Origin of the sequence: Leptolyngbya sp. Cla-17 (assembly GCF_016807185.1) — a bacterium.
Lineage (GTDB): Bacteria > Cyanobacteriota > Cyanobacteriia > Leptolyngbyales > Leptolyngbyaceae > ULC077BIN1.
Genome location: NZ_JAEVYN010000002.1, coordinates 1,286,052 through 1,305,083, shown reverse-complemented (window position 1 = coordinate 1,305,083; position 19,032 = coordinate 1,286,052). Strand labels below are relative to the sequence as shown.

17 protein-coding genes and 1 pseudogene are annotated in these 19,032 nt (G+C 47.9%); 12 read left to right on the top strand and 6 right to left on the bottom strand.

Going from position 1 to position 19,032, the window contains the following annotated elements; translation table 11 throughout:
- Positions 1-87 precede the first annotated feature (87 nt).
- Positions 88-771: a diheme cytochrome C gene (locus JOY44_RS17200; protein ID WP_171574845.1), complete on the bottom strand. Its 684-nt coding sequence runs from the start codon at positions 769-771 to the stop codon at positions 88-90.
- Positions 772-1,027: 256 nt separating this feature from the next.
- On the opposite strand from JOY44_RS17200, the gene JOY44_RS17195 reads away from it, so the two are divergent.
- The 3 genes from JOY44_RS17195 (at position 1,028) to tpiA (ending at position 2,931) form a co-directional block, all read left to right on the top strand.
- On the top strand, positions 1,028-1,528 hold the full coding sequence (locus JOY44_RS17195; RefSeq protein WP_171574844.1) for a GNAT family N-acetyltransferase: 501 nt from the start codon (positions 1,028-1,030) through the stop codon (positions 1,526-1,528).
- 126 nt (positions 1,529-1,654) lie between these two features.
- Positions 1,655-2,059 (top strand): NIL domain-containing protein, encoded by a 405-nt coding sequence (locus JOY44_RS17190; protein WP_171574843.1) that lies wholly within the window; start codon positions 1,655-1,657, stop codon positions 2,057-2,059.
- 140 nt (positions 2,060-2,199) lie between these two features.
- A complete protein-coding gene (gene tpiA / locus JOY44_RS17185) occupies positions 2,200-2,931 on the top strand; it encodes a triose-phosphate isomerase (protein WP_171574842.1) in 732 nt (243 codons plus the stop codon).
- Between the two features lie 23 nt (positions 2,932-2,954).
- Here the strand turns inward: tpiA and JOY44_RS17180 are convergent, their stop codons facing one another.
- Positions 2,955-3,098 (bottom strand): hypothetical protein, encoded by a 144-nt coding sequence (locus tag JOY44_RS17180; protein ID WP_171574841.1) that lies wholly within the window; start codon positions 3,096-3,098, stop codon positions 2,955-2,957.
- Positions 3,099-3,131: 33 nt separating this feature from the next.
- On the opposite strand from JOY44_RS17180, the gene folP reads away from it, so the two are divergent.
- Positions 3,132-3,986 (top strand): dihydropteroate synthase, encoded by an 855-nt coding sequence (gene folP / locus JOY44_RS17175; RefSeq protein ID WP_171574840.1) that lies wholly within the window; start codon positions 3,132-3,134, stop codon positions 3,984-3,986.
- Between the two features lie 31 nt (positions 3,987-4,017).
- On the opposite strand, the gene JOY44_RS17170 is transcribed toward folP, so the two are convergent.
- Together JOY44_RS17170 and aroF are read right to left on the bottom strand one after the other, a co-directional pair.
- Positions 4,018-4,836 (bottom strand): SPFH domain-containing protein, encoded by an 819-nt coding sequence (locus tag JOY44_RS17170; protein WP_171574839.1) that lies wholly within the window; start codon positions 4,834-4,836, stop codon positions 4,018-4,020.
- 92 nt (positions 4,837-4,928) lie between these two features.
- Positions 4,929-5,831 (bottom strand): 3-deoxy-7-phosphoheptulonate synthase, encoded by a 903-nt coding sequence (gene aroF / locus JOY44_RS17165; protein WP_171574838.1) that lies wholly within the window; start codon positions 5,829-5,831, stop codon positions 4,929-4,931.
- An 822-nt stretch (positions 5,832-6,653) separates the two neighbouring features.
- On the opposite strand from aroF, the gene JOY44_RS17160 reads away from it, so the two are divergent.
- A complete protein-coding gene (locus JOY44_RS17160) occupies positions 6,654-6,875 on the top strand; it encodes a hypothetical protein (RefSeq protein WP_171574837.1) in 222 nt (73 codons plus the stop codon).
- A gap of 125 nt (positions 6,876-7,000) precedes the next feature.
- On the opposite strand, the gene JOY44_RS17155 is transcribed toward JOY44_RS17160, so the two are convergent.
- Complete coding sequence (locus JOY44_RS17155) at positions 7,001-8,074, bottom strand: tocopherol cyclase family protein (RefSeq protein WP_171574836.1); 1,074 nt, start codon at positions 8,072-8,074, stop codon at positions 7,001-7,003.
- A gap of 82 nt (positions 8,075-8,156) precedes the next feature.
- Here JOY44_RS17155 and JOY44_RS17150 point away from each other — a divergent pair, with 82 nt between their 5' ends.
- The 4 genes from JOY44_RS17150 (at position 8,157) to JOY44_RS17135 (ending at position 11,394) form a co-directional block, all read left to right on the top strand.
- Positions 8,157-8,591 (top strand): RrF2 family transcriptional regulator, encoded by a 435-nt coding sequence (locus tag JOY44_RS17150; RefSeq protein WP_171574835.1) that lies wholly within the window; start codon positions 8,157-8,159, stop codon positions 8,589-8,591.
- 70 nt (positions 8,592-8,661) lie between these two features.
- A complete protein-coding gene (gene cysK, locus JOY44_RS17145) occupies positions 8,662-9,615 on the top strand; it encodes a cysteine synthase A (protein WP_171574834.1) in 954 nt (317 codons plus the stop codon).
- A 490-nt stretch (positions 9,616-10,105) separates the two neighbouring features.
- Positions 10,106-10,840 (top strand): DnaJ domain-containing protein, encoded by a 735-nt coding sequence (locus JOY44_RS17140; RefSeq protein WP_171574833.1) that lies wholly within the window; start codon positions 10,106-10,108, stop codon positions 10,838-10,840.
- Entirely contained in the window at positions 10,840-11,394 is a 555-nt protein-coding gene (locus JOY44_RS17135) for a hypothetical protein (protein WP_171574832.1), read from the top strand. Before JOY44_RS17140 ends, JOY44_RS17135 begins: the two co-directional genes overlap by 1 nt.
- 316 nt (positions 11,395-11,710) lie before the next feature.
- On the opposite strand, the pseudogene JOY44_RS32880 reads toward JOY44_RS17135, so the two are convergent.
- Positions 11,711-12,124: pseudogene (locus tag JOY44_RS32880) on the bottom strand (IS1-like element transposase); the annotation flags it as partial.
- A gap of 564 nt (positions 12,125-12,688) precedes the next feature.
- Between JOY44_RS32880 and JOY44_RS17120 the strand changes: the two are divergent.
- The 3 genes from JOY44_RS17120 (at position 12,689) to JOY44_RS17110 (ending at position 19,008) form a co-directional block, all read left to right on the top strand.
- Complete coding sequence (locus JOY44_RS17120) at positions 12,689-15,511, top strand: non-ribosomal peptide synthetase (protein ID WP_171574829.1); 2,823 nt, start codon at positions 12,689-12,691, stop codon at positions 15,509-15,511.
- A gap of 81 nt (positions 15,512-15,592) precedes the next feature.
- Positions 15,593-16,609 carry a glycosyltransferase family 2 protein gene (locus JOY44_RS17115; protein ID WP_197985519.1) on the top strand — a complete coding sequence of 339 codons (1,017 nt, stop codon included), beginning with the start codon at positions 15,593-15,595 and terminating at the stop codon, positions 16,607-16,609.
- Between the two features lie 167 nt (positions 16,610-16,776).
- Positions 16,777-19,008, top strand: a complete 2,232-nt coding sequence (locus tag JOY44_RS17110; RefSeq protein ID WP_171574828.1) for a PhoX family protein — start codon at positions 16,777-16,779, stop codon at positions 19,006-19,008.
- The last annotated feature ends 24 nt before the right edge of the window (positions 19,009-19,032 follow it).

The following is a 19,032-nucleotide window of genomic DNA, read 5'->3' as shown; positions in this document are numbered from 1 at the left end:
CAAATTTAATAAGTTTTTAATGACAAGGCTAGTGTTCCGTCAGGAAAATTTTGACGAGTCAAGGCTCTCAAAATTCAAACTCAATCCTTATGGTGCATTCTGCCACTCGGCGCTGAGGCTGCGGAAGTCGTAGGTTCCGGCTCCGGGATGACAAGAGATGCAAGTAATTAGGCTTGCCCGTTCGGGAAACTTCACTCGCGGATGCAGCAACTTAAAGTAGGAAGACTGGTAAATCCGGTAGGGAACTTGTTCTTCCGCCGTGAGTGAACGGGAAAAGTCTCGCAGATATTGCCAGACTATTTGAACTTCAGGATTTCCCAAAGGTTTGATAGTTGCGCCGTAGTGCTCAGCATCTTGCAGCAGCGATCGCCAGGTCTGAGACGGCATCACCGCAGGCGGCAAGGCAATATGACAAGTGGCGCAATTCTCTAGATAAAGCTGTTGTCCTAGTTTGTAGCGCTCTGAAATGACATCTACAGTGCCGATCGCGGCAGTTATTGCACCAGGCTTGGCAGAGTCAAGCTTTGTAGAGTCGGGCTTTTTAGAATCAGATGGCGCTGCAAGCTGAGCCGTTGAATCCCGTTCTTGAAGAGGAATGACTGCCGATTTTGGCTCTATAGCTTGTGCTAACCCAATCCCCAAACACAAACTCCATAGCAGCAACAACACCAGCAATACCCAAATAGACCGCTGCCGAGTAGGCTGAAATTGACGGCTTGTGCGCCTTGTGCGATCGCGGTTTAGTTGAAAATTGCGTTTGGGAGAGGTCATGCTAGCTAGAATTGCCAGTCAGAATATTTAGATGGAAGCGTTGAGCGGAGGGATAAAAGCTGTAACGGCAATTGCAGTGCAATTAACAATAGACTTCGTACTGTATTCTAGCGTTGCCTGTATGCAATCAGGCGTTTAAGTTTATCAAGAAGATGTCGAACTGGTTGGAAAAAGACAACAATTTCTGCATCAAAGGATTCATTTATTAATGAAACACCTCTTGTAGGCTGAGTAGCATCGTTAAATGCATAGGAATATGGATTGTCGAAAAATTCAGTTTTGCGATCGTCGTTCTCAAGTCGATTTTCAGCAGCTTCAGGCATTATTTAACCTAGCTGCATTTTGGGCCCGTGATCGCCGCCCCGAAGATCTGCAAATTGCGGTTGCTAACAGCGATCCCGTCATTACTGCTTGGGACACCACCGTGGAAGCCTTTTCTCACAAGCAGCGCATGATTGGTTTTGCCCGCGCCACCTCAGATGGCATTTACCGCGCCACCATTTGGGATGTGGTTATCCATCCCGATTATCAAGGAGCGGGTCTAGGACGAAAATTGGTACAAACCGTGATTAGCCATCCCAAACTAAGCAAGGTAGAGCGGGTATACCTAATGACCACTCATCAGCAATCATTTTACGAAAAGATTGGCTTTGAATCCAACACCAGCACAACAATGGTGTTGCACAATCAGCCGATAGAAGCGATCGGGAATGCAGTCGGCGAGCAGGGGGCAAGGATGAAGGGGTCGGGTATATGAAAGGGCGGAGTTGGGAACAGAAAAATAAAACCAGTCAAGAAAATAGATGTCACGATGACAATAGTGCTAATAGAAACCCAACTCCCCAGTGCTAAATTCCTTTTTCTTGAAAACTGAAAACTACTTGTGAAAAAACGCGTTACGCTCACCTTCCCAAAACGCTCCGTGCAAATGCCAGTCACCTACCGACTGGCAAAAGATTTTAATGTAGCAGCCAATATTATTCGAGCGCAGGTAGCTCCCAACCAGATTGGCAAACTAGTGGTGGAGCTTTTGGGTGATATTGATGAGTTAGAGGCAGCGATCGAATGGATGCGATCGCAGGATATTGGTGTTTCGTCCTCTAGCCGCGAGATTGTGATTGATGACGATTTGTGTGTTCACTGTGGGCTGTGTACAGGCGTGTGCCCCACGGAAGCGCTCACTTTAGATCCGATATCTTTTAAACTCAACTTCACGCGATCGCGCTGCATTGTTTGTGAACAATGTGTTCCAACCTGTCCCGTGCAAGCAATTTCTACTAATCTTTAACCGACCCGTTCATCCTGCGTCCACCCATCCTTTATTCTCTGCTTCCCTCGGTTCCCACAAAGCCGTAGACTTAACATACAAGACTAAAAAATTAAGACTCAGAAACGCAGTCTTGTTATGTTTACCTTACTGAGCGACCCGTGCGAAAGAAAGTAATTGCTGGCAATTGGAAAATGTATAAAACCCAAATGGAAGCCTCAGAGTTTCTGCAAGGGTTTCTGCCGCATTTGGAAGACACACCCCCAGATCGGGATATCATCCTCTGTGTGCCTTATACAGATCTCTTTGCGATGTCTCAAAATTTGCACGGTAGCAGCATTCGCCTGGGCGCTCAGAATGTGCATTGGGAAACGGTTGGAGCTTATACAGGCGAAATTTCTGCGCCGATGTTAACCGAAATGGGTGTGCGCTATGTGATTGTGGGGCACAGTGAGCGACGACAGTATTTTGGTGAAACCGATGAAACGGTGAATATGCGAATCAAAGCTGCTCAGAGTGCTAGATTGACCCCCATTTTATGTGTGGGCGAAACGAAGCAGCAGCGAGATATGCGTGAAACAGAATCGATTATTTGTGAGCAGCTAGAAGGCGGATTGACAGATATTGACCAGACAAATCTGATCATTGCCTATGAGCCAATTTGGGCGATCGGGACGGGCGATACTTGCGCTGCAAAAGAGGCAAACCAGGTGATTGGGATGATTCGCAGCCAATTAAAAAATGCTGATGTACCCATTCAATATGGTGGCTCTGTCAAGCCAGATAATGTGGATGAAATTATGGCACAGCCGGAGATCGATGGAGCGCTGGTAGGCGGAGCCAGTTTGCAGCCCAATAGCTTTGCACGGATTGTAAATTATCAAAATATCTAGGGCAAGATTTGTTGCTTAGGGCACTATTGCAGTTGGTAATTGAAATGGGACGGTGATCCGCTGTCCCATTCGCTTTGAACCCTAACATCATCTATCATTTCGCAAAAATGCTGAGTAATAGATCGCCCTAACCCCTGTGCTGCCATACTACCGAGTGTTTGGGTCATCTATCTGCCTCCCATCCTTTACTGTTTCACTCCATGCCCGTTGTTCTCTCTCCCTGGCAAATTCGCAACTACTCATTCAGTTGGGGCGATCGCACCTATATCATGGGCGTTTTGAACACCACTCCCGATAGCTTTAGCGATGGTGGAGAGTTCGATACGGTAGAAAAAGCGCTGGTGCAGGCGCGATCTCTGCGGGACGCAGGGGCAGACATTTTGGACATTGGCGGACAATCAACCCGCCCCCAAGCAACAGAAATTTCCTTGCAAGAAGAACTCCAGCGAGTGATTCCGGTGGTGCAGGCGGTGCGCCAGGAGATGGATTTGCCAATTTCAGTCGATACCACACGAGCAGCAGTGGCAGCAGCGGCGATCGCGGCGGGTGCGGATGTGATCAATGATATTTCTGGAGCAACTTACGACTCTGCCATGCTGCCAACGGTGGCAAAACTGGGCGTGCCGATTATTTTGATGCACATTCGTGGTACGCCCCAAACCATGCAGCAGTTGACTGATTACCAGGATGTGATTGGGGAACTGGTGGCATTTTTACAGGCGCGAATTGAGGCCGCCGTTGCTATCGGAGTTCAGCGAGACTTGATTGCGATCGATCCAGGGATTGGCTTTGCTAAAACCTACACTCAAAATATTGAAATCTTGCGGCACCTAGCAGCATTTCAATCCCTCAATTGTCCATTGCTGGTCGGGGTTTCTCGGAAAAGTTTTATTGGTTATATTTTAGAGCAGCCCGATCCTAAGCAGCGGGTTTGGGGAACTGCGGCGGCATGTTGTGCCGCGATCGCTCAGGGTACAGATATTCTGCGAGTTCATGATGTCCGCGAAATGCAGGATGTTTGCCGGGTTGCTGATGCCATTTGGCGATCGCGTTAGTAAATTTGCTGGCAACACTTTTTACTGAATCTTAAACCTCCCCATCGGCACCCATATTTTGAATATTTTCAGCTACTTCCATTTCAATCAATCCACCGACGGCTTCACTTAGCTCTTTCGGATGCATGAAAATAATTTTGGAGTTGTTACTTTTGCCTAGCTCATAATTTGCTTCCACATACTGCTGAGCAAGCAGGTATTTCAAGATTTCGGATGTCTGGTCCTTATCTTCCTTTAGAGCTTTGGCAATGCGTCGAATCGAATCGACCGTTCCATCTGCTTTAGAAATAGCAGCACGACGTTCACTTTCTGCTGCCTGCTCATTTTCTAGAGATTTTTCTAAAGTGGATGGTAGTTTGATTTTTTCGACCTCTACCCGAATTACCTTCACGCCCCACGTCGCGGTCGCCTGATCTAGCTCTTTCAGCAGCACTTGACCAATCTTATTGCGTGAAGAAATCATTTCTCGCAAATCCATGTGCCCAATCTCAGAACGGAGCGTGGTTAGCACCAAACTCTTCAACGATTCTTCAACGTTTTCGACGGTGTAATTGGCTTTCTCTACATTCAAAATCTTCCAGGACAAAATGGCATCCACAATAATCGTCACTTGATCTTTGGTGATGACGGATTGAGGCTCAATATCTAGAAGCTGTTCACGGGTGCTGTCCACCAACACAGTGTCTAAAAAAGGCACTACAAAATTCAGTCCCGGCTTTAAGGTGCGCTGATAGCGTCCTAGGCGCTCTACAATGCCCTCATAGCCCTGGTTGATGATTTTGATCGAGCCAATGATGTAGCCAACGATCGCTAAGGCGGCAATAACAATTAATGAAGGGATGACCTCCATGAGATATGTGCCTCTAAAGGTAGGAATTCTACTGAAATTGTAGCCTTGCCGGGCAGATCTGGTTCTTAAGGATACGTTTAACCTAGGGTCATTTAGACTGACATTGCCATAGGAATCACCGTGCGATCGCCGCCGGGAGTTCTGTGGAAAGCCTCGCTAACGTTGCCCGAATCGCCGAGCGAGCGTCCTACCGAAGCCGCGATCGGTTCCAGACTGATCATCAACTCTGCCATTGCCTCCAAAGACAGGGCTTGGCGAGCATCAGACACAGACTGTTCGGGCACCGGATGACACTCAATTATTAGTCCATCAGCGCCCGCTGCGATCGCGGCCTTTGCCAGATTGGGCACCAACTCCCGCTTACCCGCTGCATGGCTAGGATCAACAATCACAGGCAAATGGGTCAGTTGTTTCAAGCCAATCACTGCGCCCAAATCCAACACATTTCGGGTGAAGGTGTCGAAACTACGGATGCCTCGTTCACACAGCACCACATTGGGGTTACCATGCGCCAGAATGTACTCCGCTGCCATGACAAACTCTTCCACCGTTGCCGCCAAGCCCCGCTTCAGCAGGACGGGTTTGTCTGCTTGTCCCACAGCCTTGAGTAATTCAAAATTTTGCATATTGCGACTACCAATCTGCAACATATCGGCGTAGGCGCAGGCAGGTTCAATTTGGGCGATCGCCATCACTTCAGTGACCACAGGCATTCCATACTGTTCTCGCAGGCTTGCCAAGATTCGCAACCCATCGATGCCCATTCCCTGAAAGCTGTAGGGCGAGGTACGCGGTTTGTATACGCCACCCCGTAACGCTGTCACGGCGATCGCTGAAAGCGAACGGGCGACCTGCTCCATTTGATCCACCCCCTCAACCGAACAAGGTCCACCAATCACCACGAGGAGATCGCCACCGATTGCCACCTGCTCAGATAGGTGAACTACTGTTTGATGACCAGGTTGAGTTTTCATTGCCAATTTAGCTTCTAACACAGATTAAGCTCCTTTAAATACACGACTAAATACACGACACGACAGAACAAACAAAAAAGCCCGGAGCTAGGGAGTTCCGGGCGAAAACAAGCTTTGCACAGCAGGTCACCCGGATTTCCTGGTCCAAAAATAAAAACTATAAAACCAACCGGGTTGTTGAAGCATTTGATCAAAAGTAAACTGGGTCGAGAAAAACATCTAATAAAAAACAAAAAACCGCAGATTTTATTCTGCGGCTCACCAGTGGACGGCATCAACGATGCTCACCTCCGGTGAACCGCTGAATACCAAAAATAAAATTTGGAAAAGGTCATTGTTTTTTTGCTAATGCAATGTGTATCGCGTTGAACTGAAACTAACAAAGCCTGAAGCTATAGTCAAGCCCCAAACGAGCTTATTTTTCGAGCTTTCAAAGAGGATTCTCTTTCCTTGGGTGGACTTACCACTCCATACAACAATCTAAATTATGTGAAGGCACGGTGAAGCTCGCTGGTTTCAATGTTACCAATTGAGATGATTATTTAGAAATACTTTAAAGACTGTTACCGTATCGTGCCTAAAATTAAATCTTCCCGTTGAATCTACTGATCTATAATGGTTTGTTTAATACACTCTGTACTGAAGCTGATTCAGAGTAAACAAATCTTTAATGTGGTTGCAGATCAAACTAAGACGAGAAAATTGATGTCGACTTTTTAGAGCTTAAAGAAACCTTTATAGAAGATCCGTAGATCTACTGTTCAAATTCATCTAATAGACATAGAATCAAATCAAAGCACAAATTCAAATCCAATGAACGTGTTACGCATCCCTGCAATTTGCATGATATCGCTACTGACAGCAACCTTAGAGCTTTCAGCGGTCCAATCAGTGAATTTTGCTAGCTCCAAAGTTTTGGTCAGTGCTTTTACAGTGGAGGCGAACACACCTAATGAAGCTAATTCACAGGCACCAAAGCCGCATCCATTGTTATCTTCTTATGAACCGCCACCCGATATTGGCGCTCCTAAGCGCACCGGCGGTTCTGGTGGACGTTACGTTTAACTAATATCTCTAAGTGCTTTGATCGCTTCAGAAGCTTAGGGCAGTCAATTGGCTAGCCAACTCCAATTTTCCTACCCTGAACATTGAGATTGTTTTGCTAAGTATGCAGATGGGTAAAATTCGCCTCAATTTATCCATGTCTCGTGCCAAGATGCACCCCCGACTTCTAACCCAGCCAGAGAACTGTGAGCTTGAACTACCTGTTGATCGTTCGCCCGATTCCACAGCTTAAGCGACAGTTCGCCTTGAGTGGTGTCTCTGCAAGCAAAAATAAATCCTTGAACGGTCGGAACGCGCACTGATACGGGCGATCTCGTCGTTTTTCCTACCAATTCCACTCGACACAGGTCACTTTCAGCCCACATCTGCCAATCGCCCCAGGGTGAAATCTGCCATCGTACTGTGGAATTCCAGGGTGCAAATTCATAAAATCGCCCCTGATAATGAATGCCAACCATGGCTACCGACTCCAGCCAGGTGAGCAAGCGCCGCCGTCCACCCCCTGCCACCACTGCCAGTTCTGGCTCTTCATCAAAGCTGTTGCATTGAATCCAAAACCACTTTTGCGGAAAGGCCCCACCCCAGTTTTTTTCGGCATAGGCAGGCGCATCGCAAAACTCGTAGCGCCGTCCGTTCCATTCCATCCAGCCCGTTGCTAAACCATGCGCCATCAAAATCTGCCAGCCCGGCTCAAAAACGGGTAGGGATGCCAGCCAGCCAGCCGTCGATCGCTGCCGTTCGCCCCGATTTCCCCAACCATCCATTGGCTGTATCTGATAACACCAGCGTGCCGTTTTCCCAGAGGGTTCTTGCAAATGCCCTTGATGGAGGGTTGCGGTCACTTGATAGCCTTCTTGAATGACGCGATCAAACACTTCCGGCTCTAACCATCGTGCTCTCCCTCTAGTCCCCTCCACCCTTTTCTTTCCCCAATGCCCTAAACCCAAACGTTCTCGCTCTGCCCAAAAGCCCTTCACCTCTGGAAATGTGCGGCACAGGTATTCTTCATCGGTGCCTAAAATTTGAGCCACTCCGCCACTCAGGGGATTTTTGCCTTGAGGATCGTCGATGGAGTACATGAAAGCAAAGGTTTGGCGAACGTCCGGTAAGGTCAAACGGAAGTACCACCCCTCAAAAAAACGGCGATCGCTGCCATCCCAGTGATATCCGCTATGGGGAGTTTGCCAAGAATCAAGCATAAACTATCAAAACCCTAGTGATGAACCGTAGTATGATAGAGAGAAGAGGCATTTGCTTCGGGATACTACCTTGGTTTGAACTGTGGAACTTTCTTGTAAGAACGAGTACGCGATCCTTGCCCTAGTTGAGTTAGCCGTCCACCATGTTAGTGGTGAACCGCTTCAAATTCGTCAAATTGCAGCTCAGCAAAATATTCCCGATCGTTACCTAGAGCAACTTTTGGCAGCATTAAGACGAGGAGGCTTGGTGCGATCGCAGAGAGGCGCAAAAGGTGGATATATCTTATCGCGGGAACCGTGGAAAATTAACTTACTTGAAGTAATGAACTGCCTGGAGGGTGCTGATGCTCAAATGGCAGAAGACGATCAGCTAAAAACCGTTGAGAATACGGTCATTTGTGAAATTTGGCAGGAAGCCCATGCTGCTTCCGAAACCGTTCTCCAGCGCTATACGTTACAAGATATTTGTGAAAAGCGCGATGCTCGTCGGCAGCTAGATATCATGTATTACATTTAGTCCTCAATTGATATCCAATCTTCTAGCGATTCTCCAGTTGATTTTATCCATTGCCACCTGATCAAAAACTATGCACGTTGCTAACAATATTACGGATCTGATTGGTCACACGCCACTTGTTCAACTCAATCGCATTCCTCAAGCAGAGGGCTGTGTTGCTCAAATTGTCTTTAAGTTAGAAAGTATGAATCCCTCCGCCTCCGTTAAGGATCGGATTGGAATCAGCATGATTAACGCGGCAGAACGGGAAGGATTAATTGCACCTGGAAAAACAGTGTTGGTGGAACCAACCTCTGGAAATACCGGGATTGCGCTGGCAATGGCAGCCGCAGCTAAGGGCTATCGCTTGATTTTGACGATGCCTGAAACGATGAGTTCAGAGCGCAGGGCAATGCTGCGTGCCTATGGAGCCGAGCTTGAACTGACTCCCGGCATCGAAGGCATGAGTGGCTGTATTGCAAGGGCACAAAAGATTGTAGATACCATTCCCGATGCCTATATGCTGCAACAGTTTCGTAATCCAGCGAATCCTCAAGTTCACCGAGAGACAACAGCGGTCGAAATTTGGGACGATACGGAGGGACAAGTCGATATGATTGTGGCAGGAATTGGGACAGGTGGCACCATTACGGGTGTGGCGGAGGTGCTAAAACAGCGCAAGCCAGGATTTAAAGCGATCGCCGTGGAACCTGCTAATAGCCCAGTCCTATCGGGAGGTCGTCCTGGACCACACAAAATTCAAGGGATTGGAGCCGGATTTGTGCCCCCCGTGCTAAACGTAAACCTGATTGATGAAGTGATTAGTGTGTCAGATGATGACGCGATCGCCTACGGTCGTCGGCTTGCCCGTGAAGAAGGTTTGCTCTCCGGCATCTCCAGCGGTGCTGCTCTTTATGCCGCTATCCAGGTTGCCCGTCGTCCTGAAAATGCAGGAAAATTGCTCGTGGTCATCCAACCCAGCTTTGGTGAACGCTACCTCAGTACTCCTCTCTTTCAAGAAGCAGAATTAACGCTCTCTTCCTGATGACCATTAATAGGAAGAGGGTAGTCCTAAAGATGTGATGATAGCTGAAAGCCCCTGCCAGTCTTGAATCTATGGATCATCGCTTGCCGCAAGGGGTTGAAGTTCCCGCGCAATATGGAAGCGAGAACACTGACTATGGCTTAGGCTGGCGCACTTTCGACTCAAAATCAGCCTATAGACTTAAGGCGTAAAACTGCTAGCTGTATGCCTGCAACGTCTGTTCAGTCTTCATAGCAGGCATCATTACCTTTAGGGCACTACCTAGGAAGAGAATCTTTTCGGCGTTGCTGAATCGAGGGATAAACCGCAAAACTCGCCCTTAACCTTGAATTCAGCAACACCATCTTTTTGAGGATTTTTATCCACTAAAAATCTTGACAAAACTCTGAGATTCTGCCTCAAGGCAAGCGCAATTTTTAACTGAATAAACCATCAGAAAGCAACGCAGGCTATGATCCTGGTGTTCTAGCAAGCACGATAGAATACTTGCATGGCAGAACCCGATCACTACCGCATCCTGGAAGTTAGCCCAACGGCAACTCAGGCAGAAATCAAGCAAGCTTATCGCCGCCTTGCTAAACTTTTTCATCCTGATAGCAATCGCAGCACCAATAACCACGAAAAAATAACGAAGGTGAACGCTGCCTACGAGATTCTAGGAGATCCCCACAATCGGCGATCCTATGATCAGTTGCGAATTTACCGCGCTCAATTAGACGCAGCAGGTTTTGCATCGGAAGCTGGGAAATCTTCTAAAAATCAGCGTCAAGAGCGCACTGCTAAGGCTCAAGCACACTATCGAAAGCAGCAAAAAACTGGACAGCAAGCCGATACGGAGCTAGATCAATGGCTCAAACTGGTTTACACGCCTGTGAACCGAATCATCCGCGACATCTTAGATCCGTTAAAAGATGAAATTAATGATTTGTCAGCCGATCCGTTTGACGACGAGTTGATGCGCGACTTTCAGCTTTATTTAGAAGACTGTCAAGCTTGGCTGATGCAAGCCGAAAAAGTTTTTCGTTCCCTGCCCAATCCTGCCAGCGTGGCAGGTGTAGCCGAACATCTCTTCTACTGTTTAAACCGTGTTGAGGACGGCATCGAACAGCTAGAATACTTCACGGCTAATTACGATGAAGACTACTTGCACACTGGGCAAGAGCTTTTTAGAATCGCTAAAGGCTTACTGCGAGATGCACAGGCAGCCGTGAGAGCGATCGCATAATGGAGCGCCGACCCTCCAAACCTAGCAGCATTTGGATCACCCAGTTCATAGTGATGATGGGGATTTTATTATCCCTGATCTTTATACCCGTGCAACTGTTTGGGCTAGTTTCACACTGCTTAATGCCAGGAGTACAAAACTGCTTCACGGTAGGAAAGATTTTAGATTTAGCAGGCTCCTGTATCCTTTTAGGTTGGCTTTTGCTAACAATTTGGGGGCTTCAAAAAAGGAAACTGTATGGTAAGTGGCTGGCGATCGCGTTTCTGCTGTTTGCCGTGTTGGTAGCGATAACTCGTAGTTCATACTTTCAACTGATCTACCGTGCCCTGACTTCAGGTATATCCCTACCCGCTCCTCCCTACGACTGTTGGAAAGGCAGCGTTGGGGAAGTTGAACAGAGATACTGCGGCTATTCGAGCTATGTCGATTTGGGATTGCGGGGAGCTTTAGATATTCTTTTTCCGGCAAGCGTGCTGGGATTTTTAGCAAGCCGGGTTGCGTTTGGGCACGCTGCCAAGCGCTTTTTTGAGGCGAGGATAGAAAGTACAAAATAGTTAAAAGCTTTCAGTAGTGCTCGTTGAGAGTAGTAACAAATCACCCTCTTTTCTAAAGAAGTTTACCGTTGTCATTAACCGAGTCTTAAAGCGATCGCGTTAGATTCGTCACAGAGCGAGACTTTAAGCAAATCTAATATGACTCTCATCGCAGACACTTTCTTCTTTTTCTAGGTGCGACAGCGACGACTGCCGCTTGTGGAGTCCGCCCCGGTCAGCAAACCTCAACCAGTGGCAGTTCCACTTTTAGTCCGGGGGTAAAGTTAGCGTTCCAGCCCATCAAAGGACCAATGCCGCTTGCAGTCAATGCCCTGGCCAGCGATCGCTGTTGTGCTTTAGACTTAACAAAACTCCACATTTCATCGGCTTCTGCTTCTGTATCCTCCCACTGGCAGAGCTTGACGATGTTTTGAGTAGGTTCTAGTTCAGCGAGTTTAGCTGCATTCACCGCTTTGAGTTGACACTCTTTTTTTTAACTCCTTAATCACGGTAGTCGGGCTAATGTGAAGCACACGGGCCGTATCTCGGATGCCACTCCCATTCATCGCCATATCGCTGATTTGTTGCTTGACTTCAGGCACATATCCTGGATACTTGTATTGCAAAATAAAAGTGCGCCGATGGCACTGGGAGTTTTGACAAAAGTAGCGCTGTTTGCCATCTGGAGTGGTGCCGTGTTTGTCACTTCGACTCCATCACATTGAGGGCAGTGAATCGGCTCTAGAACCATGCTTGAGTCTCCACAATATTTGATTCCTCTATCAGAGGAATCTTTGTTATCAATAACAACAAGTTTGAAACATTACCCATTCGATTAAAGCTATTTTATGAAGTCTATTCATATCTGCTTTTGCAAGCTTTTATCCTGCATTAAGGTTTCACACAAGCTTTACGCACAATTAGTAGCATTTACTAGTCTTTTACACAAATAGAACTAGATTAGGGAAGTCAAATTTAGCAAGTAACAGTGTTCTTACACTAACCCTATTTAAGTCCAACTAATTTTTTTAACAGAGTACGACCAGTATTTTCTACAGTTTGAAGTCAAGTAGAGATCGCTACATTTTGCATTAATAAAAGTCTACTTCAGAAGATTTTAAGCGCGTATCCACAAAAGCAACAGTAAAACTTCTAGTAATTTTTTTTGATACAAAATCATACAACTCCTCTGCATTTTTACTTGAGGTCGTTCAACTAGAAGTTTCTTAGATAAAACAAGTGATTGCCGAAATCAACTTGATCTTTGTGTATAGAAACTATACGGATTTGTCATTCTTATGGATTTAAAACCGCAATGATTCAAGCTGTACGCTCATCATTTCAGTTGCCAGAGCCTAATCATTTAACTGCTGAGCAACTTGATTTACCTACTCAACTCTACGATCCACCAAACTTGCCAGTTGATACTCAGAAGTGGAATGAATCAATTCAATGTATTCATCAATGGTTTGAAGCCCAAGTTGACAGCACACCCAACGCGATCTCTCTCTCCTTTGACGGTCAACATCTACCCTATGAAACGTTGAATCAGCGAGCAAACCAACTAGCTCACTGCCTATTACACCAAGGGTTGCAACCTCAAGAATTGGTCGTAATTTCCACGCACCGCAGCTTGGAGATGGTAATCGCTTATTTGGGCGTACTCAAGGCAGGTGGAGCTTACGTACCGCTTGATCCGGAGTACCCAGCAGAACGACGGGCGTATCAACTTCGAGATGTGCAAGCGCGGTTCATTCTCACGCAGAAAAGTTTGGTTGATTCGTTACCTCAACACACCGCATCGGTCATTAGTTTAGACTCGGACTGGCAGTTGATTTCATCCTTTAGTGCCGTTAATCCAGATGTTTGCACCACAGCGGATCATCTTGCCTACGTGATTTACACCTCTGGGTCTACTGGATTGCCCAAAGGAGTAATGGTGCCTCATCGGGGGGTCGTCAATCATAGTCGGGCAATTACGCGCGCCTTTGAGATCAGCGATCGCGATCGCGTACTCCAATTCTCCAGCATGAGTTTTGATGTCACCGTGGAGCAACTGTATCCAGCCCTGGTTAGCGGAGCGACCGTCATTCTCCGCTCTGAGGACGTTTTATCTTCCACACGCCATTTTCTCCAATTTGTGGAACAGCAGAACATCACTGTTCTCTTGTTACCCGTTGCCTTCTGGCATGAGTGGGTGAATGGCATGGCATTGTTGAAACGGTCTGTACCTGCTAGCATCCGGCTTGTCGCAGTGGGTGGGGAAAAACCTTCTCGCTCTATCTATGCTCAGTGGCGCAAACTCGTTGGAGATTATCCACGCTGGCTAAATGGCTACGGTCCCACCGAAACCACGGTTACTGCCACCCTTTATGATCCGATCGCGGCACACTACGATCCATCTCAGGGTGATATTCCCATTGGTAAAGCGATCACCAATGCTGAAGTTCATATTTTGAATGGAAATTTAGAGTCTGTGCCCCAGGGTGAATGTGGGGAACTCTACATTGGCGGGCTAGGAGTTGCACGTGGATATCTTAATTTGCCAGATCAAACGGCTGAGCGGTTCATCTCAAACCCCTTTAGCACTGATCCTCAATCGCGTTTATATAAGACTGGCGATCGGGTGCGATGTTCACCCGACGGCAATCTAGAATTTCTGGGGCGCTATGACTTTCAAGTTAAAGTGCGAGGTTTTCGGATTGAGTTATCCGAGATCGAAGTTCAGTTAGAACAATTTGCACCGATTCAACAGGCGATCGTGCTGGCACAGGACGATCATACTGGAAATTCTCGTTTGGTTGCCTACTTGAAATTGCATCCCAGCCAGAAGTTCAATCCAGATGAGCTGCGGAGCTTTCTACAACAGAAGCTGCCAGATTACATGATTCCAACCGCTTTTGTGAAGATGGAGACTTTTCCCACCACGGTTAACGGTAAGGTAAATCGACAAGCGCTACCCGCTCCTCAGTCGATAGAAATAGCTGAAGATCGAGCGATCGTGGCTCCCACTACTGCTACAGAAGCTCAATTGGTGCAAATTTGGGAAGAAGTTTTGGGCATCAATGGGGTTGGGATCACCGACAACTTCTTTGAGTTGGGTGGTCATTCTTTGTTGGTAGCGCAACTATCTAATCAAATTTTTCAAGCGTTTGGAGTCGATCTCCCCCTATCGATTTTGCTGCAAGCCCCCACGATCGCCCAACTTGCAGCAGTGCTTTCGGAACCGCTCCAGGTAGAGTCAGTAGTGTTGTTGCGATTGGGAGGTAATAAGCCACCCGTTTTCTTGATTCATGATGGGGATGGCGAGACTTTGCTATATCGAACCCTTGCCCATCAACTCGATCCAGAACGCTCGATCTACGGCATTCAGCCCTGCTCCAATGCAAACCACCCCATTTTGCATACTCGGATTGCGGACATGGCATCCGATTACTTGCAGAAAATTCGCTCGATTCAACCGGAGGGACCCTATTACTTGGGTGGACTATGCGCGGGGGGAGTGTTGGCTTACGAAGTTGCTTGTCAATTGCAACAACAGGGGCAAATGGTATCGATGGTTGCTCTGTTTGATGCAGTCTATCCTGCTTTGGATCGATCTCAATGGGTTCAAAATCAACGCCGCGATCGCCTTGCCAAAGCAATGGGTCAGGATCAATCAATCACGCTGCTCAACTTAATTCGTAGGTTGACTACCTTAATCAAGAAAGCCAGAAATTTACTCCACTATGAGGTTACATCCTTCTTGCAACGCAATCTGGATGAGACCAAATTGCGCCTCTTCCGCCACTACCTAGATCAGCAGCAAACTCCTCCCCAATTTCTTGGTCATATTCTTGTCCGCAAGACGTATCTATTTGCTGAAGCTGAGTATGCTCAAGATATAAAGCTGGAGGGGCGATTAGTACTGCTTCGGGCGACGCAAGGGGAAGGCGGTGATCATCCCTATCAGGAAATCTACACTGATCCAGAGTTGGGTTGGGGACAACATGTCACTCAAAAAGTGGATGTTTATGACGTTCCAGGAGGGCACTCCAGTATGTTACAACTGCCTCATGTGAAGGTGATCGCTGATATCCTACAAACCTACTTGAACGATTTAAACTCAGATTCAGGGCTCTGTCTTGAATCGGTATAGTCTTACGGATACAGCGATTTAACCAGATGTAGATATGTTTGCTAGTGCTTTCAAATTATATTTTGACTCCTTCTAACACTTATGCTGGCTAATTCAACGATGGCAATAGCTCAATCTATTCAAACCAGTTCGGTGTTGGTGGCGATCGTCAACTACCGCACACCTATCTTAACCATCAATTGTCTGCGATCACTTGCCTCTGACATCTCCTCTCTACCCAATACACACGTCGTCGTCGTGGACAACGATTCTGAGGATGGATCGGTGGAGCAGATTCAAGCCGCGATCGAGACTGAAGGCTGGAATCATTGGGCGACACTGCTACCAGCAAATCACAATGGTGGATTCTCCTACGGCAATAATGTTGCCATTCGTCCCGCACTCGTTTCGGAACATCCACCAGACTATATTTGGTTGCTTAACTCGGATACTGAAATTCGTTCTGGAGCACTCCATGCCTTAGTGGAGTTTATGCAAACTCACGATAAAGTTGGGATTTGTGGTAGTCGCTTTGAAGAACCCGATGGCACAGTTTGGCCGATCGCGTTTCGCTTTCCTACCATCTTGAGTGAGCTTGAAAATGGGTTTCGCTTGAGTTTAGTGTCTAAAGTATTGTCTCCTTGGAAAGTGGCTCAGGTGATGACCGATCAGCCTCAACAAATGGACTGGCTACCCGGGGCGAGTATGCTGATTCGCCGAGAAGTGTTTGAGACGATCGGTTTAATGGATGAAGGGTATTTTCTGTATTACGAAGAAACCGATTTTTGTTTGCAGGCTGCCCGTCACGGTTGGGAATGTTGGTATGTACCCACCAGTCATGTCATGCACCTTGCCGGACAAAGCACTGGAGTTACGACTCCCCACATTCAGCCCAAACGTTTACCCCAGTACTGGTTTAATTCACGCCGTCGGTACTTTGTTAAAAATTATGGTCGTTGGTATGCCGCGATCGCGGACACGGTTTGGTTTTTAGGTTTTGCCTCCTGGAGCGGACGCAGACTGATTCAACGCAAGCCTGATTTTGATCCCCCTTATCTACTGCAAGACTTTGTCCGGAACAGCGCAATCCTTAACCATGGCATTCCAGAGCATCAGTAAGTTCGTCTACCTATGCCTTGCACGACCGTTTTAGAGTGGTGGCGATCACGTAATGAAGCACAAACCCAAAAACTCCAGCAGCCCATAGACCCCAACGATATTATTAACCGAGTCTTAAAGCGATCGCGTTAGATTCGTCACAGAGCGAGACTTTAAGCAAATCTAATATGACTCTCAATCGCAGACACTTTCTTCTTTTTTTAGGTGCGACAGCGACGACTGCCGCTTGTGGAATCCGACCTAGTCAGCAAACCTCAACCAGTGGCAGTTCCACCTTTAGTCCGGGGGTAAAGTTAGCGTTTCAGCCCGTCAAAGGACCCATGCCACTTGCAGTCAATGCCTTGGCCAGCGATCGCCAGATGACTGAATTTAGCCAGTATGAGGTGGTCGATGATTTGGTGCTGCCAGAGGGATTTACCTATGATGTAATCGCTTCCTGGGGCGACAAAGTCGGCGACTCTCGCTTTGGGTATAACAACGACTACCTGGCATTGATTGAAACCAGCCCCAATGAAGCGTTGATGTCCGTCAATTTTGAGTACGTTAGTGCGGTGCCTTGGCAGCAGAGCTACGAGCAAGTGATGGGCAAGGCGCTACCGTTTCGTGAAGTTGACCAAGCAGTCCGGGCAGCGATTAAAGCAATTAAGGATGATCAGGTTCCTGGGTTGAACGCTTACGCTTTGCCCGATGGCAATCCGATTAAGGAGCAAGTCAAAACAATTTGCAGAGAAGGCTTGATTGATCAAGGCGTGGGAGTGATTGCCCTGCGGCGATCACCTGACGAAAAATGGAGGCGATCGCAATCTGCTGCCGAGCGCCGCATCACAGGCATTTCTGGGTTGGAAGACGGACGCTACTTAAAAACCACAGGTCCAGCCGTTGCCATTTTCCAAAAAACAAAGGGACAGGGCTATGTAGACAAGTTAGGCGACAAAATTATCGGCACTTTTCAAAACTGTGCCGGTGGCATTACCCCGTGGGGCACCGTATTCAGCGCCGAAGAAAACGTGCAGGTGCAAGTGCCTGAACCCGTGTATGCCGATGGCACCTCATTTGACCCAATTAATCGCCCCTTTAACATTACCGATGAAGAACTGACGGGCATGGGCAATGTGTTTGGGCTGGCAGGCAATAAATATGGCTGGATGGTGGAGCTTGACCCCACGAATCCAAACGACTATGGCACCAAGCACACCTGGTTAGGGCGCTATCGCCATGAGGCAGTCGGGGTGCGAGTGGTGGCAGGCAAGCCATTGGCATTCTATTCAGGCTGCGATCGCCGGGGTGGACATCTCTATAAATTTGTCAGTAAAGCCGCTGTCACTGATCCTAAAGATAAAGCCAACTCCAAACTGCTGAGCGATGGGATGCTCTATGTGGCTCAGTTTCAGGCAGACGGCACGGGACGTTGGATTCCCCTAGCACCCACCACCGCGATCGCGCCCACGCCACCCACGTTCCTGAGCGGAGTCATGCTGCCCTTACCCCAACGTCCAGAAGGCGGCGTTTTCAAAGCAGATGACGATGCCCAAATTGAAGCATTTCAGAAAAAGTATAAAACCCTGGGCGCTCTCTACGTGGGCAGCGAATCCGAAAAGCAAGGTGCCATCTTAATTGATGCTCACTTCGCTGCCAATGCGGCGGGCGCAACCTGCACCGCACGTCCAGAAGATACCAAAATTGCACCCGATGGGTCTCTTTTCGTCACTTTTACCTCTGGCGGCATTAGCAAGGAGGATGGTAGCCCCGATAGTCGGATCTTCAAAGGTCCTGATGGCAGCACTGCCTATGAATACGGTTGGATTATGCGCCTTGCAGAAGATGGCGATGCACCAGAGGCGAAAACCTTTAACTGGAAAATGGCGGCAACAGGTGGCGAACCTGCCAATGGCGGACAAGGGTTTGCTAACCCCGACAACCTCGCCTTTGATGCTCAGGGCAATCTGTGGATGGTGACCGATATGTCGTCTGACAAACTGAATCAGGAAGTGCTAGCCAACCGCCGAGAAAAAAACGGAGTGCCCATCACTTCTTCGAGTCTGCGTGGCATCTATGGCAACAACGCCATCTGGTACATTCCCATGGCAGGCGAAGGCTCAGGGCAGCCTTATTTATTTGGAACTGGACCGATGGATTGTGAAACGACGGGTTTGTGCTTTTCATCGGGCGATCGCACCTTGTTCCTATCCGTTCAGCATCCTGGCGAGGTCAACGGCACCCGCAAAAACATGGCGGCAGAAATGCGGCAGTTTGCCATGCAGACCACCGATGGCAAAGAATTCATGCAAACCCGCAAAGTTCCGATTGGGTCAAATTGGCCTAGCAAACAAGCCAACGACCCGCCCAAACCCTCAGTGGTTGCGATTCACCGAAGTAACAATCAGTCGGTGACTGCCTGAGCTAAGGGCGGAGTGCGAGTGGCG